Genomic DNA, 25,070 nt, shown 5'->3' with positions numbered 1-25,070 from the left:
AAAAAGAGAAATTCATTATAATTATTATCAAAATAGGAAATCAAAGTATGTGTAATGCTTGGAATCACTCACCGGGATGTGACTGTGGTTGGGGAGGTGGATATTCTGGAGGAGGAGGTGGTATAAGAACTGGTTTAGGTGGCAGCCTGAGCGATTCAATAAAAATTTCCGCACCCAAGGCAATAGAAGGTTATCAATCTCCTATTATTGCAGATACTAGAGAGGCTCAAACTTATCCGACAACGTGTTGGTGGTGTGGTGCTAAAGTTTTTTACCATACTAATGGTTATGGTGACTCTGTTTTATTTGATAGTTTAGGCTGTCCGTGGCAAGTACACTCTTGTTGGAAAACATATTGGGATAAAGAAAAAATTCAAAGGCAGCAGATTAATCGCCTTTATCGTGTCATAACTAATGTGAATTTCTGGGATTTGAATGAAGACCAACAAAAACGTCTTATTTTAGCTGGTGCTATTCAAGCAGTACGGAGTCAGAAATTTTTTATCAAAGAAGAAGATGTTGCAAGTTATTTAGGACTACAAGTAAAAGAATTCCGGAAACAGTATTCTCTATTTTACGAACTATATTTAGAAGAAAAAGTAATACAAGTTCGATGAAAATGATGCTGATAATTATCGAAATAACAAAATTATATTCCCTAAAAGCAATTAATTTAAAATTGGATTATGACAATTTCAGAGGAAAATTGATTGCTCTGGTATTTATTTCCCCCAAAATGGAAATAAAGTTAAAATTAAATTTTACTTATATCCTTAGCAATTAGCATAATCGAACAGGCATTGCTTACTTTATAGTACATCTGCAAATAACTTTATCTGTTGTAACTGTTCTTTACGCCAACCATCGGAATAATATCAAGCTTTGACAACACTACTTAATTGCGTATAATTGCAAAGCAGCATTTATATACTGAATATTTATTTAAAACATTGAGCGCAACAACTGACATCGTCCAAAAACTCTGGAATCTCTGCCACGTCTTACGCGACGATGGGATTACTTATCTGGCTTATGTGACAGAGTTAACATACCTGCTGTTCCTCAAGATGGCGCAGGAAACAGGTACAGAAAGCCAAATAAGCGAAGGTTGCCGTTGGGGTGATTTGGTGGTCAAAGATGGCATCGAACAGATGAACTTTTACCGCGCCACTTTGTTAGAGTTGGGTTCTAGCAGTTTGCCACGAGTGCAGGCAATTTTCGTTAATGCCCAAACTGCCCTGAAAAAACCGCAAATTCTCAATAAGCTAGTAAAAAGCATTGACGAACTTGACTGGTACTCTGCCAAGTCAGAGGGTTTAGGCGATTTGTACGAAGGACTTTTAGAGAAAAATGCCAGTGAGAAAAAATCAGGGGCAGGGCAATATTTTACGCCGCGTCCTTTGATTGATTGCATGGTGGAACTCATTAAACCACAAGCTGGGGAATTGGTGCAAGACCCCGCAGCCGGGACGGGTGGGTTTTTAATTGCCTCAGATCGCTATATCAAAAAACACACGGATGATTTATTTGATTTAAGCGAAGCTGAACAGTCGTTTCACCGCTACCAAGCATTTTACGGCATTGAGTTGGTGCAGGATGCCCACCGACTATTATTAATGAATATGCTGCTACATGGCATTGAGGGTGCTGTGGACTTGGGCGATACTCTCTCTAGCGAGGGGCAGCAGTTACCAAAAGCTAATGTCATCCTCACCAATCCCCCCTTTGGGACGAAAAAGGGCGGCGGGTTGCCCACACGGGATGATTTTACTTATCCCACATCCAACAAGCAGTTAGCTTTTTTACAGCATATCTATCGCGGACTGTTACCTGGTGGACGGGCGGCGGTGGTGTTACCTGATAATGTGCTGTTTGAGGATGGGCAAGGACGCAGCATCCGCGCCGATTTAATGGATAAGTGCAACCTGCATACAATTTTGAGATTGCCTACGGGGATTTTCTATGCCCAAGGTGTGAAAACTAACGTGCTATTTTTCCAACGGGGAACGACGGAGAAGGGTAACACCAAGCAGGTGTGGTTTTACGATATGCGGACGAATATACCTGTTTTTGGGAAGAGGACTCCTTTAACTAGAGAGCATTTTAGTCCCTTTAAAGAAGTTTACGGCGATGATGCTAATGGGGGAAGTCCGCGTGTTGACCAAGGGGAGTCCGGACGGTGGCGCTGTTTTACGCGGGAGGAAATTACTAAACGTGGTGAAAATCTAGATATTACTTGGCTGCGGGATGAAAGTTTGCAGTCGGGGGATAATTTACCAGAACCTGATCTCATTGCAGCCGCTATTATGGCGAAATTACAAACGGCGATGGAAGAGATGGAGGCTTTGACGGCGTTGCTGGAAGGTGAAGCGGAAACCGAGGAAGTAGAGCTTTTAGAATAAAAGCAAACCCACAGTAATCAATTGTTATGACCCAAGCCTTACCAAAAATAGTTACCTTTGACGAATTTATCGCGTGGTATCCCGAAAACTCTGGGGTACGCTACGAACTACATAACGGGGAAATTGTCGAAATGGCACAGCCAACCGGGAAGCATGAAAGGATAAAAGGATTTTCGGCTGCTGAATTGACTTTAGAGTTTAGACGATTAAATCTCCCCTACTTTATCCCCAATCAAGCAATAGTAAAACCACCGGAAAGAGAATCAGGTTATTTCCCTGATGTATTAATACTAAATGATGCTGCTTTGGCTGATGAACCTTTCTGGGAAAAGTCTTCTACTGTGACTAAGGGTACATCAATTCCTTTAGTGATTGAGGTTGTCAGTACCAATTGGCGCGATGATTATTATCTGAAACTTGCCGATTATGAGGAGATGGGTATCCCCGAATATTGGATTGTTGATTATGCAGCATTGGGAGCTAGGAAGTTTATTGGTAATCCCAAACAACCCACTTTCTCAGTCTATCAACTCATTGATGGGGAATACCAAGTCAGTCAGTTTCTCTTTAGCGATAAAATTATATCTCCTTCTTTCCCTGAGTTAAATTTGACGGCGGAACAAGTTTTTAATGCTGGTCAATAAGTATTTAATTCAATATCTAAAGGATAATCAGCTATGCAGAGTATTAAATTAAAAAAACGTATCGGGGCAGATGGGATTTTACATTTAGAGATCCCAGTGGGAATAACAGATAAAGAAGTAGAAATCATGGTGATTTATCAACCATTAGAAACACAAACACAGCCAAAAACACCACAACAAAGAGGCTGGATGCCTGGGTTTTTTGAAGAGGTAATTGGTGGTTGGGTAGGAGAACCGTTAGAACGGGCAGAACAGGGAGAATATGAAACTAGGGAGCCGCTATTTTGACTTATCTGCTCGATTCAAATGTCTGTATCCGCTTAATAAATAATAGTAGTCCTGCGGTAACAACTCGACTGGCATCCCAACAACCAGAAAATATTTTAATTTCTACGATAACCCAATTAGAACTGTACTATGGTGCTTATCGTAGCGCCCAACAAAAGATAAATTTAGAAATATTGCAACGTTTTTTTACTCAGTTTACTATTATACATTTAGACGCTGAAGCCGCAAGAATAGCAGGGAGAATTCGGGCTGAGTTAGCAGCTAGTGGTACGCCGATTGGCTCTTATGATGTGCAGATTGCAGAAGAGTGCAATGGCTAATAATTTGATATTGGTTACGCATAATACAAAAGAATTTAGTCGGGTGAATGGGTTGCAGATTGAAGATTGGGAGGAAGAGAGTTGAATTTTGATGACTTGGCAGAACTACCAGAAGGTTGGATGTGGGCAAAATTGGGAGAACTAGGACTTTTTATTAATGGTGACCGAGGCAAAAACTATCCAAATAAAAACGCTTTAGCTGAATCTGGCATACCTTTTATAAATGCGGGACATATTCAGGACGGAATAATAAAACTTTCTGAGATGAACTACATTACTGAGGAAAGATTTAATTTATTAGGTAGTGGAAAAGTTAAATCTAACGACATTTTATATTGTCTACGTGGTTCGTTAGGAAAAACAGCAATAGTTAAAAATATTACAACAGGTGCTATAGCTTCTTCTTTAGTTATTATTCGCCCTTTCGATTGCAGTAAGCATGAATATCTCTTTTACTACCTTATAAGTCCATTTGGCGATGCCGAGATTCGTAAGTATGATAATGGTTCAGCACAACCCAATCTTGCTGCTAACAGCGTAAGAAGTTATTCTGTTCCCCTGCCACCCCTCAATGAACAACGCCGGATAGTTGCGAAAATAGAGGCGCTCTCTGCTAGGAGTCAGCGAGTGAAGGAGGCGCTTGAGGATATTCCTCAACTGCTAGACCAGTTCCGTCAATCTGTCCTCGCTGCCGCCTTTCGTGGCGACCTCACTGCTGATTGGCGGGAGCAGAATCCTGATGTTGAACCTGCATCCGAACTTTTGGACAAAATCTATAAGCAACGACTTAAGATATATCAAGAAGAATGTAAAAAATTTGATAAACAGGGTAATAAAAGAATTCAGAAAACTCGAAAATTTCAATTGATAGATAAAACTAACTATGATATTCCTGATACATGGGAATTGTCATACCCTGAATATTTATGTTCTCCAGATGAATATTCAATAGGTATAGGCCCATTTGGAAGTAACTTAAAAGTTTCTGATTACACGGATAAAGGTGTACCTTTAGTATTCGTTCGTAATATTCGTAGTGGAAATTTTGAGAGTTTAGAGCCTAAATATATTTCTCACGAAAAAGCTCAAGAGTTATTGCCCCACATAGTTAAGCCGTTAGACCTTTTGATAACTAAAATGGGTGATCCACCTGGAGACTGCGAAATTTATCCAGAACATCGACCAGAAGCTGTTATTACTTCAGATTGCTTAAAATTTAGAGTTTGGGGATTTTTCCTGGATAGAAACTACTTCAAGCATTGTATAAACTCATCGTTTATTAAACACCAACTAGGTTTAATAACCAGAGGTGTAGCACAACAAAAAATTAGCCTTGAGCGCTTTAAGTCTATTTTAATTCCTGTTGCTCCTCAATCTGAGCAAAAAGAGATCATTAAACGTGTTGATTCCTTATTAGAAGTCGCTAGTCAAATTGAAGCAAGCTATCAACAAGTAATAACCTACCTAGATCAACTCGACCAATCTATCCTCGCCAAAGCCTTTCGCGGCGAACTCGTACCCCAAGACCCCAACGACGAACCCGCATCCGTCCTCCTAGAACGCATTCGCGCAGAACGTGACAAACTCCAAACCAAAACAGCTAAAAAATCCACCACCAAAACCAGCACACGACGCACCAAAAAAACACAACAGCAAGAAGAAGAATCGGTACAGCTAGAACTGGGGTTGGAGTAGTGGAGGAGTTAGAGCGTATCTATATAAATGTATAAATATTTGCGTTTAATCTTCCAGCCCCTTCCAACTTGTTGACTTGTTGGCTTTACAACTTGCTAGGCAAGTTAACTGGTTGTCAAGCTGACTTGCTATATTGACAACTTGCCAGTAAGCTCGTAAGCAAAATGGTTAGCTGAAAATAAAATGATTATCGCCTTGGCAAACCAAAAAGGAGGCGTAGCTAAAACCACCTCCACCATCTGTTTAGGGGGAATCCTGGCGCAGAAGAGTACTGTCCTGGCTATTGACCTTGACCCCCAAGGCAACCTCACCACGGGTTTAGGGGTAGAAGTGGCTGACGACCAAATTAGCTGCTACGACGTAATTACAGAACAAGCAGAAGTCATTGATGCCGTAGTTACTACTAAATTTGGACTTAGCCTACTACCTGCTGACATTAACCTTGCGAAAGGAGAAACCGAAATTCTCACTCGTGTAGGTAACTTTTACATCCTCAAAGAGAAACTGGCTCCCGTACTCAACCAATACCAGCACATCTTGATTGATTGTCCCCCTTCTTTGGGACTGTTAACAGTCAATGCCTTAGCAGCTGCGGATGCAGTTTTGATTCCAGTGCAGTGTCAATTTTTTGCCCTAAAAGGACTGGCAGCACTTTTGTCAACAGTAGCCAGCGTGCAAAAACGCCTCAATTCTCAACTACGGATATTGGGGGTACTGCCGACAATGGCTGAAAACACGGTGATGACTCAAGATGTCTTGGACTCTCTCAAGAAACGACTGCAAGACATTCGCATATTTGACCCAGTTCCCAAGTCAATCAAGTTTTCCGAGTCAAACTTAGCAGGGGAACCCATACATATATATACCAACGACAAAAAACTAGTGCAGCCCTATAAGGCGATCGCTAACTTGATTGCTGCAATGTAAGCGCGTGAAAAAACTTATGGCAAAGCGACGTGTTCGATTAAATGACGAAAATGACCCGCTATCCTCAACCGATAAAGTCTTGGCTGGTTTTGAGCAAGTTAGCAAGTCAACCAGTCAGCAAGATAAAAAGTTAACCATTCAGTCAGTTGACAAGCTAACAAGTCAGCAAGATAGATTGTCAACCAGTCAACAAGATAAAGCAGATTCCAACAATCTCAAGAAGTCAACAAGTCAGCAAGCTAACCAGATAGAAAGTCCACAATCCAACAATTCAACCAGCCAAACAAAAAGCAATTCAGCAAGTCTACAAGCTAACTTTTCAACAAGTCAACAAGTTAGTTCTGAAAAAGCGATCTGTCGTAAATCTACGTTTCAAATTAACGAAGAGGTGCTGCATCAGCTAGACAAACTACACTTAACACTCCAGTTAGAACTGGGAAAAACCAATGCTCCTTATAAGGAGGTGATTGTTGAGGAAGCCTTAGTGCGATTATTAGAAGAGGTCAACTCCGACCGTGAGGCTTTGATATCCGCGTTGGTGGAAAGACAGAGAAGCCGGGACAAAATTTAATAGATGCGATCGCACACAAATAGTTTTGTCCTCAAAGCCACTATGTCCCGCACTGCTGAAACCCAAATGTTAAGCGCACTTGCCAAACGCGGTTTTGAAGTTTCTTGCGCTCGGCATAGGCTGGGCGCATTTTTGGAATATTGATCAGGGAATATTGGGCTTTGGTAAACCAAAAGGACATATTGAGGATTTAGAAGAGTTACGTAAACGCGATGGAGTTTATGTCAGACCAATGCCAAGAGAACTATACGATCGCTGGGGACATTGGCTACCGGAAATCCCGCTTGAGATTCGTAACGGGAGCAAAGCGCTACGAGGAGCGTTCCAGTCAAGAATATCCCCAAAGTCTCACCAGAGAAAGCAGCAGGGTATTGGCGAAATGAATGGTGAGTGCCATCAAGAGAAGCTGGAATATATTGTATAAAATTCCTTGTTGATATCAGTCGTCTGGAGTGCTAGTGCTTCCGAGATGCGAAGGAAGGTGAACAGGCAAATCCCAAACAACGGCATACGTATCTCGGCTCAATACGACGGGACTGCACCAATATGAGTTTTAAAATTGGGATAAATAATCCCGCGTTTATCTGGAAATTGATTTAAATATTAAAGAGTAGGAATTGCAATAAAATTGGCTGTTTTATTATTTTATCTTTTTCCCATCGCGCCGCCTTCTTTTTTAAAACCATATCTTGCGTACCACTGCGTTAATTCTTCTTTTTCAAACTTCACCCCCCTTGGTTGAACAAATAGGGACACTGGTACTTTCAACTTTTCAGCATCCCTAATAATTTGGCGAATTAAATAAGAGCCGATACCCGTACCCTTGTCTTTATCACGGAAAACTTCAAGCTGATCAACCCACAGCATTATTTCTCCTTGCCGACTTAAGTCCCTAAGACTTGTGAGTCCAAAGGCGATGGATTTTTTATTTTCTTTTACGGATGCCCATCTACTGTGTAAGGAGTAATCAATATTAATTTCCCCATCTGAGGATTTTTTCTCAGACTTTTCTAGCTTATACATGAAAGTAATCAGCAAATCGCGTAAAAACCGTTTAACCTTTATTTTTAAGTTTTGGCGCATATTTAATTCAAACAACCCCTATTAATAAAAGTTATATAACTTACTTTGGACAAGCAGACCACCGCTTTTCGCATCCCACCAAGAACACCCGCAGACCGTGGCTATATTGTTAGTCAACCCTTGATATCTCAGTCACACCAAACATAGGAGCATGACCCTTGAATTCGACAAATCCCCCTGAAAACGTCATTAATTGTTTGCAGACTATCTTGGATGCCACAGAAAAAGGAAATTACGAACTTTTTCTGACAGTCGGGGATTCAGACTACAGAGCAGATATTCCCAAAGAAATTTTTGACCAAGTTAGCTCCCCGCTAATTCCACGCATGTCAGAGGGTTATACAATTACTTACTTCGGTGATCTCAAACAAGGAGAAACTCAGACCTATTTGTGGAAGCTGAGTTTTGCTGATGATGGACATGAGTTTATAGTACGTATGGGGATGAAGGGGGACAAAGTTAATCTGATATGGATTACTTGAAATGTCGGCAAACAACACCCACACAGCCAGTCCCACTTCAAAAAACTCCCACTATGTTCTCTTTCTTTGCACTACCGATGAATTGGGTAGTGCGGTGTGTGCCGTTCTTTGTCTTCAGCAACGGCGATCGCTTTTAATTAACCGGCGTTCACCGTTGCCAAGACAATACTCGGAGTGAATTTCAAATAAGCGCGAACGTAGAGTTCAATGTTTTTAGCGCTGCCAATAGGGGTAGTGTTACTTCAAGTGTCACCTTATTTTAATTCTTGAAGCGCGTTCCACTAAAAAAATAATCCCTCTTCCAAGTTGGTTGGGGGATTTTTAATTTGGCTAAATTTCATCCAGCAGTATCAGAGGTATTCTCGCAACCGCTTTACTATGCTTCGGGGGATGGTTTGAACGCCCTTACCACATTAACAAACGAAACGCAACCCGTCTCTGTGTCAGTGTTGACGTAATATTTACATTTCCGGGTTGAGGTTTATGTAATCTTTACCTACATCGCTCAATAAAGCGTTTAAAATCAAGCAGTTAAATTAACTTGATACCAAAACTTCAATTCAAGATTCAGCATCTTTACTGATTGACTTTAGCAGCGCTATCTCAATTAGTCACGGATAGAGACTGAAGTATGGTACGACGTGAAGGGCAGTAAAAAGATGAATAACACTCCTAGAACAACTAAAATAAATTCCAGTATGAACAAGATGAAAGTTGTAAAAGCTATTTTTTGTACATCAATACTAGCCAATTTTCTAACAGGCTGTAATGACCCGAAAGCTGCCAATGAAGATAATTTTAAAAAAGTAATTGTTCGTACATTACCTGATACAATTTTAAACTGCACTACTACGAATGTAAGGTCAATAGATAAATTTGAACAATCTAGAACAATAGATTTTCCTTTAGATTTAGGGGTAAGAGAGGAATTACCCCTACTAAAAGCACTTACTAAAGTTGGAGTAGTATCCAAGAGTGAAGTAGCGATAAAAAGACCGATTTATAACGATACAATTCCAGCTACTAGATATACTTTAACCAAAGATGGTGAGAAATTTTTTAAGAAGGACTTAAAAACGTTCGATAAATCAAAAAAGATAAATGCTTTCTGCTTTGGAGAAGTAGAACTGGATAAAATTGTTAATTTTACTGAACCGACAGATTTTTTTGGAAGAACTGTATCTGAGGTTAAATATACTTACAGGATTAAAAATCTCCCTAGCTGGACATCTGATTCCCAAGTACAAGCTTTAATACCTGCCGTTGCAAGAATGGTGCAAACAAAAGATAAGCCTGCCGAAGTTAAAGCAGCATTATTTCTCACAGGTAATGGTTGGGTAGATGAATTGTAATTAAACGACGTTTCAAAAACTGTCATGAGAATAAATTCATTCACATCTACCGCAAATTAAAACCCGTTCCGCCCAATTTTCCAACACTAATTGTGAATTATTAATTGTTCGCTCGGAGTATGACGTGAAAGATAAGAAAGATATGAACAAAACTACTATCGTAGCTACATCCGTTTTTGTAATGACGATTTTAACTACAAATATTTTTCAGTTAGGAAGGAGTATTGCTCAATCGAATCAAATAGATTTAAGTGGGAGTTGGGATAAGGGGGTGTATTCTCATTTTACTTTCAATGATGAAGGATGTACTGCTGGTTATAGTGGTGAAGTCAAAACTTCAGAAAAATCTCAAATTAATATTACACAAACAGGTAATAAGCTTATATTTGCGACTATTGAAAACACGTATAAATCAAATGACAGAAGTGGTAGTTTCAAATTACAAAGAAGCGGCTCGGTAACTGGAAATAAGGTTCAAATAGAAATGAAAGGCATAACTGATTTAGGAGGGACTGTCACGCTTACATATACAGGAAATGTTTCTAATAATGGTAACACAATTAAAGGTAAGAGAGTTTGTAAATACTCAGAAGGGTCAGCCACAGGTGAAGATGATTTTACATGGCAAAAAGTTAGTATTTGCGGCAATTCAGTGCTGAATGGAAGCCAAAATTTAACAAACGCGCAGAATAATGCTATTAAAGTAGTAAATAAATTTCGCTTAAACAAGAAACCTGGTAAATGGCAGATTGCGCGAGAAGACGTAAGTAAACGATTGGAAAAATTAGTCAAATACCCATGCCTTGTAGATCAAGGACAACTTAATGCATGTGGACCAGCGGCATTTTTGTATATTTGGTTTAAACGAGACCCAGAAGAAGCAGTGAGATATGCCACTATGCTATTTGATAATGGTACAAGTGCAGTTGGCGGTATAGCGATTCGTCCGAGGAAAGAATTAGTTGAATATAATGGTGAAAAGAAAAATCCAGCAGCCGCAGATTGGATGATGATGAGTGCGCTGCGAGATTCAGAAAACCGTTTTATTAAGTTTAGGGGAGAGCGAGACAGTGAAAACATTATCAGCTTCATTATGGACAAAATTAGCGGTATAACATCCCCAAGTGAAATGAAACGTTGGTTGGAGGCAACTGGATTATATAAGAATGTTGTTGACAAAACAGGTTACCGGAGTAATATCAAGGATTCTTGGGAAACTCAAAATCTTGACGATGCCAAAAGTTTATTGACCTCTACTTCTAATCGAGACGTAATTATATTAATTGATTCAGTAATGCTAGGACATGGTTTGATGCCATTCCCAAGTCATTACATTGTCCTTACTTCAAGCATCAACGAAGAAGAAGATAAAGTGAAATTTAATTATTGGACTTGGGGCGATCAACCTTCTGAATGGAACGACCTTAAAGAAAAATTCTTAGCAAATTACTACGGTGCAATAATTGCTGAGAAATAGGGTATCGGGACGAGGTATTCTCGTAACCACCTACTTATGTGACGGAATTGCAGTGAGTAGGTGATCGCACTTACTGAAATTTTGTTTCTTCACCAAAAAAAAGTACTGTTTATTTATTAGACAAATCGGTAGACAATTTTTATGTCCGATAAATCTGTTCGCCCCCAAATAAATATTAGGCTAGACAAAAACCCCTCCCTGCTAGACGAAATTAAAAAAGCTGCAAGCTTACGCAACACTACCGTAAGTGAATTCCTGCTAGCTGAATTATATTTGCAAGACTTAGAATGCCACAATTTTTATTCTTCTAAGGATACATATAAAGGAGTTGCTAAAATAATTAGCTTCGATTTTGAACCTCCAGGTTCTTTATTAAGGTAATCACGACGTAGAACTTTAGCTACAAATTCAAAGTTATTATCCTGCCCCTTCATTGTAGTAGCGGCAATATCGATAGCCTTATTTATAGCATCCTCATCAATATGTTGATTACGAGAATCTCCATATATTTTGTCAATTGGATCACCAAATTTATTAAGTAGCCAATACACAATTGCACCTGTAAGTGAACATGAGCTAGCACTACCATTTGCTGGTTGCCCTAAAAGATGATGCTTTGAACCTGCCAAAGCAAAAACATAATCATTAAAAGCACAACTCCAAAAAGTTATAGGTGAATCATCATCCCAACCTAAATACCCCCATTTCATTCTCAATTTCATACCTACATACGGGAGTGAGTCATCTAATGAGCCGATCATCTTTTCGTCGTTAAGTTTACAAATAATACTATTTAATTTTGAATATTTATCACTTGAGATACTGTGAAAGTCTATCTTATCTTCCTGTAGAGAACCTATAAGTTGTGGAAATAGCATATTTACCTTCGTGTCAGATAGATAAACATAGTATTTGGGAGCAATTTGTTTGTGAAAAATATCATTTTTTTCACTTTGTGATTTCCTAAAATTAAATATATCTTTTTTCTTAATATATTGGTTGCTTGATTGTGATATAAAAACTGGAGTTAAATCCTCAGAAATGCCGTTTAGCTTAATTTCTAGGCAACCAAACTTATAAGCTTCCCCAAATGATCGTTTCGCGCCCAAGGCTTTATAAAAGCCAGTAGAAAAAATTATTGCAGCTTGATCTCCGATAGCTTGGCTCATGCCAATAACAAATGGAACATGTTCAGCAATAGCTTGTGCCTGAACTTTTGAATAACAAGCATTTAACAGTACACATTGAATTTGGTCAGCCACTAACTCAAACAACGCGGCTAACGCATCCGGCTTGATTGGTTGAACTTTACCTGAGGTATCCTCAAAGCAAAGCTCACCTGTACTTATTCCATGTCCAGAAAAATGTACAACTTGAGGTTCAGTGTCAAAAATTATTTGGCTTATATCTCCTGGACGTACTGATTCGCGGGACTCCAGTACAAACTTATCCCGATATTTTGAGAGTTGCAGCTTTTCTCTGATATCTCGTAATTCCTGCCCCAAACGTAATCGACTTGCATTGCTAGGATCGGCTGCTAAAAACAGAATTTTGATTTTATCCATTTTGAGTAGCTAGATTAAAACATATTTGCTTACAGTATATGTTCTGTAAGCAACCTCACTTAGCTCTACTTGATTGTAGTTAAGGAATACTTATCATTCCACGGAATAATAGGCATCTTGAGCGTTTTATTTGATAAGAGTTGCTAATTTCTTACAGACAAAGCTGTAGAATGCTTACTGTAATGCAATCGCATTGCCGAAAAACCGTAAGTTACAAGGCGACGGGTGGTGGAAACTACTAGCCCTAAGATGGATCACAAGGGATTGCAAGCGCGATAATTAGTAGAAGTAAATCTTGTGCCAGTCGGGGCAATTCCTTTAAGTCGCGTACAAGTAGCAATTTGGTGACAAAATGTACGCGCTCCGACTGATTCTGCTGAATATTTATCCCTGTAATTTGTTTTTGCTGATAGCCCCCATAATTTCAGAGAGCGAACTCCGAATTTCCTTTCGCAACGCCTTAGCTTGATCTCGAATCCCTTCAGTATTTTTTTCCATGTCAGTTAGATAAGTATTAATTTGAGTAATATGTTTTAAGGATGACTCAATTTGCTGCACAATCCCCTCTATAGCAGCACCATCTATCTGCGAATTGAAAGTTTGCTGACTTGCAAGTTGTTGCCGGAGTATCAAGAATTGGAGAGCTATATTCATCATGTCATGATGAGTTGCAACCCAAGATCCATATTGACATTCTCCCTGCCCAAATTCACCAACATCTTTTCCCAGCCCTCTCAGACTGTGGCTCAGAAATATGGCAGAATTAGCTTCGTATCTAGCCATCGCAGATTCTAAATGCCGAGATATTTTTGTGCGACCCCAGCGTTGGGATTCACGATTCCTTGCTTCTAGAATTATAGTGAGGTCTATGCCAACAACTGAGTTGGAAGTAAGTTTTATTAAAATGTCGCCTGGGCGATTCTCATCACCAACATAAGAAATTTCTGCCCCACAAGTCTTTGACCATTTTTGTAATTCTGCTAGGACTAATTCTTCATAGGTCGCGCCTTTAGCAATAGTTTGTTCTAGTACAGACTCCACCAACTCTTGTTCCCTAATTTGTTGAGCTAGTTTATCTACTTCGCTAGCTAGGGGCTTAACTGCCTCCTCAACAACGGACTTCACGGATTTAGCTAAAACACCGCTTTCAATAGTTGCATTTTTGAGAGCTTCTAGAAAAACACCTTGTACAGAGTCTAGACGATTAGGATCTAATAAATTCTGAATTTTATTTATGACTCCCCCAAGGGTTGATGTATCCTTTGAGATATCAATTTCCGAAATAAATAAATTTCTGACTGCCTCTAATTGTTCGGCGATGACTGCTCTAGTCAGATGAATCTGCGTTTGCATCGGAGCCAAAAGCTGTCCATTCTCAGTGCCAATTTTGCTAGCTAAATTTTTCTCTAATGAAGAAGGAATTAATGCTACTGCTTTTTCTAGTTCTGCAAGCAAATAGTCAAACTCTCGTTTGACGAATTCGACATCATCATTTTGATGAACGCGCTGAAGGCAGAAGAAACCAATCTCAAATGCGTTAATGCAAGCAGCTTTCCGCTCGGACTCTGGAATTTGTTGAAGGAAATCAACTGCATCAAAAAGGCTAATTTCTAAATTTTGGATAATGATAGAATCGTCTAAAACTTCTATTTGGGGTGGAATTTTTGACATTGTTGCTCCTGACTTTAATACAATAAATGTTGTTGCTAACGCTCAAGTACGTTCCCTGGCTTTATTTCCCGCAGAATTACTGTCCTGTGCTGTGCTGCTGTGGAAAATGTGTTTTTTATGATCAAGAAGCAGCTGTGCTATCAAGCATTGATTAGTCATCAAAACTTAATGGCTTACCATTGAAGTGCTGGTAAATCTTCTCTGGGTGAAACCAATCGGGCAAAGTTTTTTCAACATCATCAAGGTTATTTCCTTGTTCATCTACTAGCCCATAGCGCACAACAACTCTTTTCAAAGGTGTTTCACCATTAGCCGAAAATTTCTCAAGCAATACAGTACCCGATTTTCTAGCGCTTGCTGTACCGTCTGGGAATGATTCATTGGTGGCATTATGAGTTATGCCAAGTAAATATTCTTTAGCTTTGCGGGTATCAGTTAGGCTCATCTTGAAAAAGGCGATCGCACTTTCACCACACAGCGATTTTAAATTGGTGAATTCATCACAGATTACTTGCTGTTTAGTCGTTGGCTTTTGCTTAATCCGGATCAACCACCTTTGGCAGCAATCCTCAAAAGCTGTGCTAATTTCATCCGATGATTCTGCCAAGCTTGCAGGGTCTAACAACTTCCATACCTCCGCATTATCTCCAGTGGCGTGTCTATCAATTAGTTGATGAATTGGTGCGTCAAGGCAATACTTTCTAATTAATGCAATAGCTGTGGCGGTGTAAGTTTTACCAGAACCTTGGTTGCCAATAAGCCATAGTGGTTTAAGTGAATTAATTATTTTCCATAAATACCCATCTTCATGGTTTTTAAGCGCTTGTATCAGGTCGTTGGCGCGTCGTTGATCGACAGATTGATTACAGTCGTCCGGTGCAATTGCGTCCTTAACTTTACCCTCTGTTTTGGCTCGTTCCTTGTCAGCTTTCGCCTTAGCAAGAAGGTTTTCTGCTATAGTCTTGTCTTGAGCCGAGTGGCTGACAGCACGGGCTTTTATAAAGTCCTCAAACTGAATCCGTAATGACGCATTTTCGTTTTCTTCATCGGTTAGTCCCAGTGTTTTGCGTTCCTCCATATCTAATGCTGTTAATCCATCCTTGAGGCGTTCAGTATTTAACTGAGTTGAGTGTTGCTTCACCTCCCGACGATGCGCGTCAATCAGCCAAACGTTGTAACCATGCGTTTTTTCAGCCTCGCTATATTCATAATCTTTGCGTTTAAGTCGTTGCGATCTAACAATGAGACAACCCGCTACACCCCAAAGCCCGATAACGGCGATGGCGTTAGCTGTTAGCTGTGAGGGATTGTCGGTGGGCAAGTCACGCACCCACTGAATCGCATTACCTTTATATGGAATAACACTGTCGTATCCCCCATAGCGCCGCCATGCTTCGGTTAGGACGTAGCGCGGATGATTGCAATAAGTCCTATCAAGGTAAAGCTGTCCTTTTTGAGTTTTTGACACTGGGCAGAATTCGATCTGTGTAAGGTCGTAAGCCTGCCTGGTTTGAGTTGCGGCAAAGCCTGCGATCGCGGACACACCGAAAAAACCTGCGGCAATTAACTCAATAATATTGCGTTTCAATCTCTCCCTCCTTTAAAAATAATCCCCAGAGCGCACACTAATAGAAAAGAAACAACCCCAATACTTAACCAAGGGTCTAACTGCGGATGCTGCCTTTCGATAGTTTGAATATCTTGGCTAATTTGCGCTGCCGACTCCCTGGTTAACGTCTCAAAATATTGATAGTCTTTAGTCGCCAGCCAGGTTACAGTCCCAGCAGTCACTAACCCAGCCGCACTCTTGAAAATGTTCTGCATATTATCCACTTCTAATCCATCGCTGGTGTAATTAACTCGAAACCCTGTCAGCCCCGCAAGAGAACCAACACTAGATACGGAAAAGCACAGCGAAACCGCAAGCCAATAATTAACGCCGCCGCCAGTAACTAATAAAAACTTAGCTAGAAAAAATCCCGTAGAATTTAACGACCAGCCAACAAAAAATCTAGATAACTTTTCGGTTGTATCAATAATATCTTTGCGCTGTTTTTTACGTGATTCTAAGTGTTCTAATAAGTCTTTGGGCAATGGCGTATCTGATGCAATTTCGCTTAGTACTTCCTCTTGACCGTCGTCAATTTCGTATGTCATAGTAATATTCGATTATTGATTCAAAGCCCGGAGCGCGACCGCTCAAAGTTTGCGCTCCGGGCTTTAACTTTTAGAAACCTAGCAGTGTGTCCTTAATCTTTTGAATTATGGATCGCCCTGCATATTGTTTTTTAGGTTTGAATTCATCAACAGCGTTATCGCCTGTTTCTAGATAATATTTACCTAGCTCTCTGTCGTGTTGCAAGTCAATAGTTCGCTGCCTGATATCTGTTTGCAACTCTGCCTGTAACATCTTATAGTCACCATCAACTTGCATCATGTGGTTCTCCACCCATGCTTTTAGTTTTAGATGGTCTGTTGCTTGTTGATGGCGCAGCGCTTCAAAGTCCAAAGCTTTTGTGAAATCAATTTTCATCTCCTCAAGTACATTAGCTAAATGAGTATTGGCTAAAGTTGCGGACTGCACCGCTCTTTCAATCTTCTCGCCACTAACGCCAGCTTGTTTGTATATATCGCTGAGAACCTGATTCAAGTCTTCAGTTCCCTTAATCGCATTCAGCATTTGGTCTTTAACTTGTGGGGCAAACTCACTTATTCTTGCCCCGTCGTTACCCATTTGTCCTATTAATTTTAGTGCTGACTTATCACCCGATAATGCTCTTACCACCAGGTTAGTAGATACATTGAATTTACCCTTAAGTTGGTTTTCTAAATTTCGGGATTTGGAAGTTACGAGATTTTTTAGCTTTATTGAATTTTTTGCAGCCATACTTCTTATCCTCAGTTAAAATTACGTTGCAGTGATATTCCATTCGCCTGACATACTGCTCAGTTCTCTCCCTCCTTTTTAGATATTGCTGGTAGCTGGACTGTTGGTTAATTGGCAAATACACCCAGTAATGCAGAGGTAAAATTACCCCTGCGAACGCGCCCAAACTAAACACAATTCTTGACAGATAACTTATCCTTGCCCAACGAATAAGAAAACACTGAGCAAGTGTTAATTCGGTGGTATTAACCCGCTTTGAGTCTTGAGAGGATGCCTGAGAGTTGGCTTTTAGTTTGGGTTCGGCTTTCCTCCAGCGCCGCGCTGATACCCGTTAATCCCTGAGCAAGTTTGTCTCTACTTTGTTCGTGGCGGTTAACCACTCTCTCTTGTACCTTGGTAAGCGTTCGGTCAATCAAAGCATCGACCTGATTAGCAGAGTAGTCCGCATAACTCAATAACGCCGCCTCAACCTGTTCCAAGACTTCATCGAAGGTTGAGGCAGAACTATCAACGCTGTTTGCAATATCAAAGACTTGTTTCTCGGTCAACACCATCTTCAACTCTGTTGCCTTAGTTGCAACCATCTCGCCTACCTGAGATTGTGGAATGGCGGCAAGTCCTGACTCCTCAATAACTTCCTCATCTAGTGGTGGCTGTGTCTCTAGTTCTGGTAGCGTTACGGGAACTGCTAGTTTAGTTGATTGCTTTTCAATTAGGTAATTGACAGCCTGAGTTAGTTGCTCAGATGTCGGATTATCAAGGTCGTCGCACTCGGCAGCGTAAGCAGCTTCGGTAAATTCCTCCTTTGTGAATCCCTGATAGCCTTGCTTATACAAACGAGTGCGAACGTTATTAGTAAACTTGTTAGACATAGTTTGCTCCTTATGCTACTAATTTGTTGTCTTCTGGATTGGCAGATTTCATGGGTTGCGATCGCTTGGCAATAGCCCAATTAGTAGCTACAAAAGCAACCAATGCCAAATCTTTGCTACGACGGTATTCATCAGCTTGGTATTTAATGCCGGCTCTCTCAAACCAGTAATAGCGAGTAGAGCGTGGCACGTCTTGCAAATCAATCTTTAAGTGTTCCGCCAACAACATTAGGAACTGCTTGCAGGTGTACTCAATATTTTCTCCATTGTAAAAGTGCTTAAACGTTGCCCATCGCTCGTTAAAGTCTGGATTGTTGAAAGAAAAAGCTCCATATCGTCTCTTTAAAGAAGCAAAACTTTCAACAATCAATAAAGCGCTAGAACCTTCAACCTCAAAGCCAAAATATCGCTTTAAATTTCCAACGACTCTGTACCAAGTTACGTCAGCAATTGACTTGCCAATGATGCGTTCATAAGCCTCTTTCAATTGTCGATACTTACTTAAATATTCTTTTGTTGCCACTTTCACCTCGTATTCTTACTAAAGTGTGTGATTAATTTACATGCCTTCCGTAAATCTAAAGAATCGGGCTATGTAGTATTTATGGATTTGGGAATTCGACCTATCCATTCTTATGGACACTATCAAATACCTTAGATTTTGAGCTTTGGACAAAATAAAAATTTGTCTGTTCGTCGGCTATACCCTGGTCGCAGTAAAGCGATACCCTTAACGGGGGTCTTTGGACAGAGCAAAATACCACCCCGTTTTAGCTACCCCTTGGAAGAAATCCAGCCTTGGAAAGGATGCGCGATCGCTTTTTCGTGCAGTTGCAGATGTTACCCACTTCTACACTCCATCTTGTATCCGGGCACAGGCTATCAAAGCGTCGGTCAACGGCTTAACAGCACGCATGTAATTCTCTACTTCATTACCGTCTTCCGCACTTTCCACTGCATCGAATAATTCCGAAATTGCCTGTTGGATTGCATTCAATAAAATCTCTTGTTTAGATGGTTGATAAATTGTTAAGTCTCGAACTTCTTGGGTTGCGAAATTCATAGATAATACCTCACTCAGTTAATAACAACCGCATAACCGTATCTCCCGATGTTGGATAATTGGTTGTTGGAAACCGAGGGGTTTCTGCCCGTCCAGTTACCCCGCAGACTCACCTGCCAGGGTCTAACTTGTCAGCTATTAAGTTTTCATGGTTCAGACACGCGCCATTAGAACGACCGCATACATAAAGCGATCGCACAACAGATATTGCGTTGAACAAATGGTTTTGTCAGGAGTATTGACGTATTCAATTCCCCGATACTAGGATAGTAAAGGCAAGTACAGTTAAGTGTCAACCCCTATGCAAGTAATTATTTTTGGGTGAAAATTGCTAGCAAGGGATAGCACTTATATGTACTTGCTAATAATGCCGAGTAAAAAGCCAAAAGTAATGATTTATTTAGACCCAGACAAATTGGAGGTTTTGAAAAAGTGGGCAGAGTCAGAACATCGCTCTGTTAATAACTTGATAACGATGTTGCTCGATAAAGCAATAGAGTCCAAACAGGAGAATAAGGAAACAACATGACCAACGCAGGACAACCACCAACCATTGAAGAACGCTTAAGCCGCCTAGAAAACATCTTTGCCAACATTGGTGAAACAGTAGTTGCACAAAGCGACACTATTGATGTTGTCGTGGCGAACATCAATCAATTAACCGAGAACGTCAACAGACTAAATAATAGTGTCGATAATCTGACTATTGCTGTTAATCGTTCAACTGCAAATATTGAAATTTTAACAGCCCAAGCCGCAGAAGACAGACAGCAAGCAGCCGTTGATCGGCAAGAGTTCAGATCTGAGATTAGGCGGATTTGGGAATATTTACTACAGCAGGGTGGCAATGGGAATACCCCACCGAGTAATTAAATTAGGAGGATTTATGATCCAAGGCAAGTTAGAAATCACTATTAAAATTACCGAACTGCCTACCGCCACCGCAGTCGAAAATGGTTGGCAACATTTCCAGATTGATTGCGATGGGCGAATTATCAGCATCACTGTTAAGCCCAAAGTTTGGAAAAAACTTACCGATGCCCAAGCAAACTTTCCAGAATGGGTTGGCGCGATCGCAGGCAAGATGGGTGAGGCAACTGAAAATGGATTTGTGTTGCTGGAGCCGAATATTCAGGTGTTCGAGAAAAAGCCAAAAGCAGATAAAGTTGCTGCAACTTGATAGTGCATTTTTCCCGCAAGCGGGAAAAGTTCTATTAGAAAGCCCAATAACTACCAGTTAGAAGGAGAGTAAAAGGATGAATATTTTTTCAAATCAAGTATGCGTGTTTTGGAAGTATTCAAATAGACTGAATAAAATTCAGCGTCCAAATTAGCTATTTTCTATAAAATTAGCTATTTTTACTTAGTTTGTCGGCAGCAGAATGAAGTACTGTAGTACTAAGCCAACATATTAACCTCATGGTTGAAAATCAAGAGTTAAGAAAGCACATGGTTTCAGTCCGAATGACAGATAACGAATTTCAGATAATAACAGACTTGTCCTACAATCTGAGAAAACCTCGCGCCACTATTATCAGAGAAGCAATCTCTAATTACTTAGCAAAAAATAACAAAACGCTTGCAGATATGCCGCAAGCGTAATGCTATTCTTAAACAGTCCTAGCCGGAGTTAATATTCATTTGGCGTGTTACTTGGAAGGTTCTCTCCAAATGATATTTATGAAGTTGGCTAGCTTAACCTATCCCTTATTTTTCTCAAGTAATTGCCAATGAGGTTTGACCTCATTAACCAATTGTACATCTTCTCAGAAGCACAATCAATTATTTAGAGAGGTTTTGGGGACGTACTAGATTGTCCGACATGTCGGAATACATTTAGTATACAGAACAAATTCTTCGCCAACCGTGAATTTTTTCTAAAAGGTAAAGCTAGCTGACATTCTTACCCACAACTCCGGAGGGCGCACGTAAACACAATGCCCTCAGGAGGCTACTTCCATGTTCTTACCAGAAAATGATTTAAATTTATCAAATCAATTAATCGACGAATTAACCAATATTCCTGAAACCTGGGCATTAACGCCAGTGAAAGGCGATAAGCGCCCTTACCGAAAAGACTGGCAAAAAGAAGCGCCATTAAGCCGAGATACCATCGCCGCCGAAATTAAATCGGCTAGAGCAAAGGGCTACGGTATCCGCACGGGAGAAATATCTGGTGGAATTTTGGCTATCGATGTGGATGGAAATGCAGCCGAGGCACTATTGCAAAAAGTCGCCGACGGAGACTTACCGGACACAGTAATTTTCACATCTGGCAAGCCAGGACGCAGGCAGCTACTTTATCTTGTGCCAGAAGAATACTGGGGGATAATCAAAACTATCAAGCTCAAAACCGGGGTAAAAGGCGATGACGGCAACGAACAGCAACTAGAAATTCGGTGGAATGGGTGTCAATCTGTATTACCACCTTCGGTTCATCCTCAAACCGGTAATTATTATTGGGTGCGGTCGCCTATTGATGTTGAGGTCACACAATGCCCCATGTGGGTAATTGAATTAATGCTCAATTACCAACCACAGCAAAAGGAACCACAAATTCAACAATCTCCACTGAGAGAAAATTATTTTACTTCCCAAGAGCGATGGACAAATATGAATTGGGCTATTTCGTATTTAAATGCGCTTCACCCGTCCCGTGCCGACGACTACGATACTTGGCTGAAAGTAGGAATGGCACTAAAGTCGGTGGATGAGTTTTTGTTAAGTGAATGGGACAACTGGAGCAAACAATCATCCAAATATAAACCAGGCTCGTGCCAACAAAAGTGGGATAGTTTTAAATCGAGTGGAATAAATATTGGTAGCATAGCGCACTGGGCAAAGGAGGATGGCTGGGTAAATCCATTCTCTACTGATTATCAACAAAGACCTATTAATGCAAATGAAAATAGAAGTGTCACCGGTGACAGTGACACTTTTGGTGACACTTCTAATCCTCACAGTACAAGGTTTACAGCTATTGTCACCAGTGTCACCGAAATTTTGGATCTTGGTTTTACCGATTATGAGGAGCAACAATTACTTGAGGACGTTTGGGCAAACTCTGAACTAAGTAAAGGTGCTTTTTGGAAGTTGGTAAGTTCCCAAAAAAACAAAATTGATACTTTACAGCCAGAGGATGAGCTAAAACTTAATAGCCTCATTAACTGGCATAATGCCAAGCTAGATTTTAAAAAAGCATTACCCAGCATGGCAGATGATCTAGAACACGATGCTAAGGTTTTGGGCATCGACCCAATTGTGCTGTGGCAGCCCCTTTTCGCAGCTGTAATGTCTCTAGTGGGGAAAAAAGTAAAATTAGATATGCAATCGCATATGATACCCGCGATTGCCTGGACAATGACTGTGATGGAGTCAGGGGGTGGTAAAACTAGGGCTGATAATGTAATACTCGCACCAATAAGAAAACTTCAATCTAGAGCTAGAAGTAAGTTTTTAGCCGAGATGAAAGAATTTGAAAACCCTTCAAAAAAACTTGAGGAGGGTGAAGAAAGACCGACTAGACCTGTAGAAGAAAAATATCTTTTTGAGGTTGCCACGATTCAGGCAGTAATGCGCCGTGCTTCTGAGCAGCCTGGTAAAAGGGGTCAGCTATGGGCAAGAGATGAGATTGGGGGATTGTTCAAAAGTCTTGGACAGTTTGGAAGTGGCGAAAACGAAGGCAAAGAATGTTTACTGAAGATGTGGGATGGTGATGGTGTGCAGGTTGACCGCGTACACCAGGAAGATTCCTATGTCATAGATCAAACTGCAATTTCTGTAAATGGTGGGATGCAACCGGGAATTTATAGAGATATTTTCAAAGATCCCAATGATTCACAAGGACTAACAGCACGGATGCTGATTGCAAATCCAAAGCCATTAAAGCCCAAACGGGTTAAAGGCTATTGTGATCTAAGTGATAAGCTTCCAACTTTATATGACTGGTTGATAAATCTCCCAGAGACTGTAATCAAGCCATCAAGAGCCGCAGATAGGTACTACGATAATCTTTATAATCAAATAGGAGAACAGGCGTTTGAGACTTCCCAGCCAGCCATTAGAGCGTGGATGTACAAGCTTCCTGCCAATTTACTAAGAATCGCATTAGCTCTACATTTCATTGAGTGTTACCACGACCGAAACCGCGACTTTGAGGAACTCCAAAAAGACACGCTTCAAAGGGCTGTTTTGTTTGCTCAATATTATCGCAGTGCCTTCCACATTATCCAGGAAACTACCACCGACAATGATGATATAAGCTCAATCCTATTAAAAATTTGGGATGCAGCTGCATCCAAGCACCCGGATGGAATTACTACCAGGGATGCTTACAGAAATATTAAAGCGATTCAATACCGCGCTAAGGATATGGGGCGTGATGTCTCCGCATATACAGCCGAACTATTTGGAATGCTCGAAGCCAAGGGCAGGGGCAAGGTCGCCAAAAATGGGCGTACTATCAAATTTATCGCTTTGATTGGGGATAAAACTGACCCTGATATAGATCCACAACCGCCACAACCAGATGACCCTCTCTCTGACTGCAAATCAGAAAATACTGATATTGGTGACACAGTGACAGTTCCCGGAACCCCTACTGTGGATGAGTTAGAAGTGTCACCAGAAGACCAAGTGTCACCGGTGACACTTGAAAATTCTGCCCCGTTAACCGACGATACATCGACAGATGAAGTACCTGCTTTTGAGGAGCCATCAAATATACAAAGTGAAAATCAGGAAGTGGTAATTCCTGAAGCTGAACTGAAAAATTTAATTGCGCTTATCCTCCACTGCAAAAATTGGGTAGAGTTTGCGGAACTACCGGAAATGAACCAGGAAAAAATAATAACCGTTGTTGAAAAAGCACCCCAACGACAGATTAGTTATTTATGTCGTTTACTGAGTGTTCATCTGCTGGGAACTAACAATTTTAACGATCTAACTTGGCTTCCTGAAAAATTAGTTATGCCGACTTTATCCAAAATTGTTTTCACAGTGACTCGCCGGAAACTTGGTACTCAAGAAATTGAAGTAATTCGTGAATGTAAAATGATAGGCACAAAAAGTCAAAGTCAAACATTCTGGACTTTCTCAGCACCAGGTACTCCTATGATGCCGATTAATGGCGATGATGATTTTACAGTCGAATCGTTGATTAGCGATTCTCCCGCTTGGGGGTAAAATTCCCATCTCCCAGAGGAGACGCTCCGCGAACGGAGGGGAATAATTGAAATTTTTGAGTGCGGTTAATAATGCAGATCGCACTCGAAATTTTTCCCGCGAGCGGGAAATAGTTGGATCTCGCCCTAAATGATTTAAAAAGTGTTGGAGATTTATCGGAAGATTTTAAGACTTATTCAAAGTCTGAAAGCGTACAACCCCAATGTGTGGCTATTTTGGGGCTGTCAACTTCTAAACCGATTGATAATGCTTATCTTCCAGGGCGTGAATCTACGTGGCTCGTATCGGCTGAGTAATACCATTTCTCCCTAGAGGAACTTTCACCAACGTAGCAGACCGGCTCCTGTCCACCTGGTTTTACATAAGCCGACCTCTTCCCACAAGTACTATTATCTCTGGCTCGGTCGTAGGGGCATGGACAGCCCTGCCCTTGGCGCGGTTCACGAATCTTAGTCGGCTCGGCATCCAGATATGAAGTCTACCAATAGAATTGCTTTACCAATTCTATTGGTAGACGTTTGCGGTCAACAACAATGTTTATGCTGTTAAGAATAAGTTATACAAACAAATATTTGCAATCATGAAAA

General features: G+C 40.6%; 27 protein-coding genes. 18 read left to right on the top strand and 9 right to left on the bottom strand.

Annotated elements, in window-relative coordinates; genetic code table 11:
- The first annotated feature begins 47 nt into the window (after positions 1-47).
- From AABK37_RS26350 to AABK37_RS26310, 9 genes are all read left to right on the top strand, one after another.
- Positions 48-617: a hypothetical protein gene (locus AABK37_RS26350; RefSeq protein WP_432554467.1), complete on the top strand. Its 570-nt coding sequence runs from the start codon at positions 48-50 to the stop codon at positions 615-617.
- Between the two features lie 282 nt (positions 618-899).
- Positions 900-2,402 carry an N-6 DNA methylase gene (locus AABK37_RS26345; protein WP_432554466.1) on the top strand — a complete coding sequence of 501 codons (1,503 nt, stop codon included), beginning with the start codon at positions 900-902 and terminating at the stop codon, positions 2,400-2,402.
- A gap of 26 nt (positions 2,403-2,428) precedes the next feature.
- Complete coding sequence (locus tag AABK37_RS26340) at positions 2,429-3,046, top strand: Uma2 family endonuclease (protein WP_432554465.1); 618 nt, start codon at positions 2,429-2,431, stop codon at positions 3,044-3,046.
- 33 nt (positions 3,047-3,079) lie between these two features.
- Complete coding sequence (locus tag AABK37_RS26335) at positions 3,080-3,334, top strand: hypothetical protein (RefSeq protein ID WP_432554464.1); 255 nt, start codon at positions 3,080-3,082, stop codon at positions 3,332-3,334.
- The gene (locus AABK37_RS26330; protein WP_432554463.1) at positions 3,331-3,654 is read left to right on the top strand and encodes a PIN domain-containing protein; all 324 of its coding nucleotides are present in this window, start codon (positions 3,331-3,333) and stop codon (positions 3,652-3,654) included. Before AABK37_RS26335 ends, AABK37_RS26330 begins: the two co-directional genes overlap by 4 nt.
- A 96-nt stretch (positions 3,655-3,750) precedes the next feature.
- Positions 3,751-5,349, top strand: coding sequence for a restriction endonuclease subunit S (locus AABK37_RS26325; protein ID WP_432554462.1), 1,599 nt, complete (start codon positions 3,751-3,753; stop codon positions 5,347-5,349).
- 183 nt (positions 5,350-5,532) lie between these two features.
- On the top strand, positions 5,533-6,276 hold the full coding sequence (locus AABK37_RS26320) for a ParA family protein (RefSeq protein WP_432554461.1): 744 nt from the start codon (positions 5,533-5,535) through the stop codon (positions 6,274-6,276).
- Between the two features lie 16 nt (positions 6,277-6,292).
- Positions 6,293-6,847, top strand: coding sequence for a hypothetical protein (locus tag AABK37_RS26315; RefSeq protein WP_432554460.1), 555 nt, complete (start codon positions 6,293-6,295; stop codon positions 6,845-6,847).
- 94 nt (positions 6,848-6,941) lie between these two features.
- The gene (locus AABK37_RS26310) at positions 6,942-7,271 is read left to right on the top strand and encodes a hypothetical protein (protein ID WP_432554459.1); all 330 of its coding nucleotides are present in this window, start codon (positions 6,942-6,944) and stop codon (positions 7,269-7,271) included.
- A gap of 221 nt (positions 7,272-7,492) precedes the next feature.
- On the opposite strand, the gene AABK37_RS26305 is transcribed toward AABK37_RS26310, so the two are convergent.
- The gene (locus AABK37_RS26305; protein WP_432554458.1) at positions 7,493-7,930 is read right to left on the bottom strand and encodes a hypothetical protein; all 438 of its coding nucleotides are present in this window, start codon (positions 7,928-7,930) and stop codon (positions 7,493-7,495) included.
- A gap of 158 nt (positions 7,931-8,088) precedes the next feature.
- Between AABK37_RS26305 and AABK37_RS26300 the strand changes: the two genes are divergently transcribed.
- The 4 genes from AABK37_RS26300 to AABK37_RS26285 all read left to right on the top strand — a co-directional run bounded on the left by AABK37_RS26300 (position 8,089) and on the right by AABK37_RS26285 (position 11,241).
- Positions 8,089-8,412: a hypothetical protein gene (locus AABK37_RS26300; RefSeq protein WP_432554457.1), complete on the top strand. Its 324-nt coding sequence runs from the start codon at positions 8,089-8,091 to the stop codon at positions 8,410-8,412.
- The gene (locus tag AABK37_RS26295; RefSeq protein WP_432554456.1) at positions 8,400-8,549 is read left to right on the top strand and encodes a hypothetical protein; all 150 of its coding nucleotides are present in this window, start codon (positions 8,400-8,402) and stop codon (positions 8,547-8,549) included. The genes AABK37_RS26300 and AABK37_RS26295 overlap by 13 nt, the downstream gene beginning before the upstream one ends.
- A 522-nt stretch (positions 8,550-9,071) precedes the next feature.
- On the top strand, positions 9,072-9,764 hold the full coding sequence (locus AABK37_RS26290; RefSeq protein ID WP_432554455.1) for a hypothetical protein: 693 nt from the start codon (positions 9,072-9,074) through the stop codon (positions 9,762-9,764).
- A gap of 124 nt (positions 9,765-9,888) precedes the next feature.
- Positions 9,889-11,241, top strand: coding sequence for a hypothetical protein (locus AABK37_RS26285; protein WP_432554454.1), 1,353 nt, complete (start codon positions 9,889-9,891; stop codon positions 11,239-11,241).
- Positions 11,242-11,540: 299 nt separating this feature from the next.
- Here the strand turns inward: AABK37_RS26285 and AABK37_RS26280 are convergent, their stop codons facing one another.
- The 8 genes from AABK37_RS26280 to AABK37_RS26245 form a co-directional block, all read right to left on the bottom strand.
- Positions 11,541-12,806 (bottom strand): DUF7019 family protein, encoded by a 1,266-nt coding sequence (locus AABK37_RS26280; protein ID WP_432554453.1) that lies wholly within the window; start codon positions 12,804-12,806, stop codon positions 11,541-11,543.
- A 384-nt stretch (positions 12,807-13,190) separates the two neighbouring features.
- Positions 13,191-14,477, bottom strand: coding sequence for a hypothetical protein (locus tag AABK37_RS26275; protein WP_432554452.1), 1,287 nt, complete (start codon positions 14,475-14,477; stop codon positions 13,191-13,193).
- Between the two features lie 151 nt (positions 14,478-14,628).
- Complete coding sequence (locus tag AABK37_RS26270; protein WP_432554451.1) at positions 14,629-16,065, bottom strand: hypothetical protein; 1,437 nt, start codon at positions 16,063-16,065, stop codon at positions 14,629-14,631.
- On the bottom strand, positions 16,062-16,634 hold the full coding sequence (locus AABK37_RS26265) for a hypothetical protein (protein WP_432554450.1): 573 nt from the start codon (positions 16,632-16,634) through the stop codon (positions 16,062-16,064). Before AABK37_RS26265 ends, AABK37_RS26270 begins: the two co-directional genes overlap by 4 nt.
- Positions 16,635-16,704: 70 nt before the next feature.
- Positions 16,705-17,364 carry a hypothetical protein gene (locus tag AABK37_RS26260; RefSeq protein ID WP_432554449.1) on the bottom strand — a complete coding sequence of 220 codons (660 nt, stop codon included), beginning with the start codon at positions 17,362-17,364 and terminating at the stop codon, positions 16,705-16,707.
- A 245-nt stretch (positions 17,365-17,609) separates the two neighbouring features.
- Entirely contained in the window at positions 17,610-18,236 is a 627-nt protein-coding gene (locus AABK37_RS26255) for a hypothetical protein (protein ID WP_432554448.1), read from the bottom strand.
- A gap of 10 nt (positions 18,237-18,246) precedes the next feature.
- The gene (locus AABK37_RS26250; protein WP_432554447.1) at positions 18,247-18,759 is read right to left on the bottom strand and encodes a hypothetical protein; all 513 of its coding nucleotides are present in this window, start codon (positions 18,757-18,759) and stop codon (positions 18,247-18,249) included.
- A gap of 327 nt (positions 18,760-19,086) precedes the next feature.
- On the bottom strand, positions 19,087-19,299 hold the full coding sequence (locus AABK37_RS26245; RefSeq protein WP_432554446.1) for a hypothetical protein: 213 nt from the start codon (positions 19,297-19,299) through the stop codon (positions 19,087-19,089).
- A 352-nt stretch (positions 19,300-19,651) separates the two neighbouring features.
- On the opposite strand from AABK37_RS26245, the gene AABK37_RS26240 reads away from it, so the two are divergent.
- The 5 genes from AABK37_RS26240 to AABK37_RS26220 all read left to right on the top strand — a co-directional run bounded on the left by AABK37_RS26240 (position 19,652) and on the right by AABK37_RS26220 (position 24,483).
- Positions 19,652-19,828: a ribbon-helix-helix domain-containing protein gene (locus AABK37_RS26240; RefSeq protein WP_163519351.1), complete on the top strand. Its 177-nt coding sequence runs from the start codon at positions 19,652-19,654 to the stop codon at positions 19,826-19,828.
- The gene (locus AABK37_RS26235; protein ID WP_039744928.1) at positions 19,825-20,172 is read left to right on the top strand and encodes a hypothetical protein; all 348 of its coding nucleotides are present in this window, start codon (positions 19,825-19,827) and stop codon (positions 20,170-20,172) included. Before AABK37_RS26240 ends, AABK37_RS26235 begins: the two co-directional genes overlap by 4 nt.
- Positions 20,147-20,479, top strand: coding sequence for a fertility inhibition FinO-like protein (locus tag AABK37_RS26230; RefSeq protein WP_432554445.1), 333 nt, complete (start codon positions 20,147-20,149; stop codon positions 20,477-20,479). Before AABK37_RS26235 ends, AABK37_RS26230 begins: the two co-directional genes overlap by 26 nt.
- Positions 20,480-20,718: 239 nt before the next feature.
- Positions 20,719-20,901: a ribbon-helix-helix domain-containing protein gene (locus AABK37_RS26225; protein WP_432554444.1), complete on the top strand. Its 183-nt coding sequence runs from the start codon at positions 20,719-20,721 to the stop codon at positions 20,899-20,901.
- A gap of 357 nt (positions 20,902-21,258) precedes the next feature.
- Positions 21,259-24,483 (top strand): DUF3987 domain-containing protein, encoded by a 3,225-nt coding sequence (locus tag AABK37_RS26220; RefSeq protein WP_432554443.1) that lies wholly within the window; start codon positions 21,259-21,261, stop codon positions 24,481-24,483.
- Positions 24,484-25,070 lie beyond the last annotated feature (587 nt).

The organism is Tolypothrix sp. VBCCA 56010 (assembly GCF_050875635.1).
Classification (GTDB): Bacteria; Cyanobacteriota; Cyanobacteriia; order Cyanobacteriales; family Nostocaceae; genus Hassallia.
The sequence above is the reverse complement of the archived record's forward strand: the minus strand, read 5'-3'. Positions and strand labels throughout refer to the sequence as shown.

Coding starts and splice junctions, on each gene's coding strand:
- AABK37_RS26350 (WP_432554467.1), top strand. CDS start 48: ATGTGTAATGCTTGGAATCACTCACCGGGATGTGACTGTGGTTGGGGA.
- AABK37_RS26340 (WP_432554465.1), top strand. CDS start 2,429: ATGACCCAAGCCTTACCAAAAATAGTTACCTTTGACGAATTTATCGCG.
- AABK37_RS26335 (WP_432554464.1), top strand. CDS start 3,080: ATGCAGAGTATTAAATTAAAAAAACGTATCGGGGCAGATGGGATTTTA.
- AABK37_RS26320 (WP_432554461.1), top strand. CDS start 5,533: ATGATTATCGCCTTGGCAAACCAAAAAGGAGGCGTAGCTAAAACCACC.
- AABK37_RS26315 (WP_432554460.1), top strand. CDS start 6,293: ATGGCAAAGCGACGTGTTCGATTAAATGACGAAAATGACCCGCTATCC.
- AABK37_RS26305 (WP_432554458.1), bottom strand. CDS start 7,930: ATGCGCCAAAACTTAAAAATAAAGGTTAAACGGTTTTTACGCGATTTG.
- AABK37_RS26295 (WP_432554456.1), top strand. CDS start 8,400: ATGGATTACTTGAAATGTCGGCAAACAACACCCACACAGCCAGTCCCA.
- AABK37_RS26290 (WP_432554455.1), top strand. CDS start 9,072: ATGAATAACACTCCTAGAACAACTAAAATAAATTCCAGTATGAACAAG.
- AABK37_RS26280 (WP_432554453.1), bottom strand. CDS start 12,806: ATGGATAAAATCAAAATTCTGTTTTTAGCAGCCGATCCTAGCAATGCA.
- AABK37_RS26275 (WP_432554452.1), bottom strand. CDS start 14,477: ATGTCAAAAATTCCACCCCAAATAGAAGTTTTAGACGATTCTATCATT.
- AABK37_RS26265 (WP_432554450.1), bottom strand. CDS start 16,634: ATGACATACGAAATTGACGACGGTCAAGAGGAAGTACTAAGCGAAATT.
- AABK37_RS26260 (WP_432554449.1), bottom strand. CDS start 17,364: ATGGCTGCAAAAAATTCAATAAAGCTAAAAAATCTCGTAACTTCCAAA.
- AABK37_RS26255 (WP_432554448.1), bottom strand. CDS start 18,236: ATGTCTAACAAGTTTACTAATAACGTTCGCACTCGTTTGTATAAGCAA.
- AABK37_RS26245 (WP_432554446.1), bottom strand. CDS start 19,299: ATGAATTTCGCAACCCAAGAAGTTCGAGACTTAACAATTTATCAACCA.
- AABK37_RS26240 (WP_163519351.1), top strand. CDS start 19,652: ATGTACTTGCTAATAATGCCGAGTAAAAAGCCAAAAGTAATGATTTAT.
- AABK37_RS26235 (WP_039744928.1), top strand. CDS start 19,825: ATGACCAACGCAGGACAACCACCAACCATTGAAGAACGCTTAAGCCGC.
- AABK37_RS26230 (WP_432554445.1), top strand. CDS start 20,147: ATGGGAATACCCCACCGAGTAATTAAATTAGGAGGATTTATGATCCAA.
- AABK37_RS26225 (WP_432554444.1), top strand. CDS start 20,719: ATGGTTGAAAATCAAGAGTTAAGAAAGCACATGGTTTCAGTCCGAATG.
- AABK37_RS26220 (WP_432554443.1), top strand. CDS start 21,259: ATGTTCTTACCAGAAAATGATTTAAATTTATCAAATCAATTAATCGAC.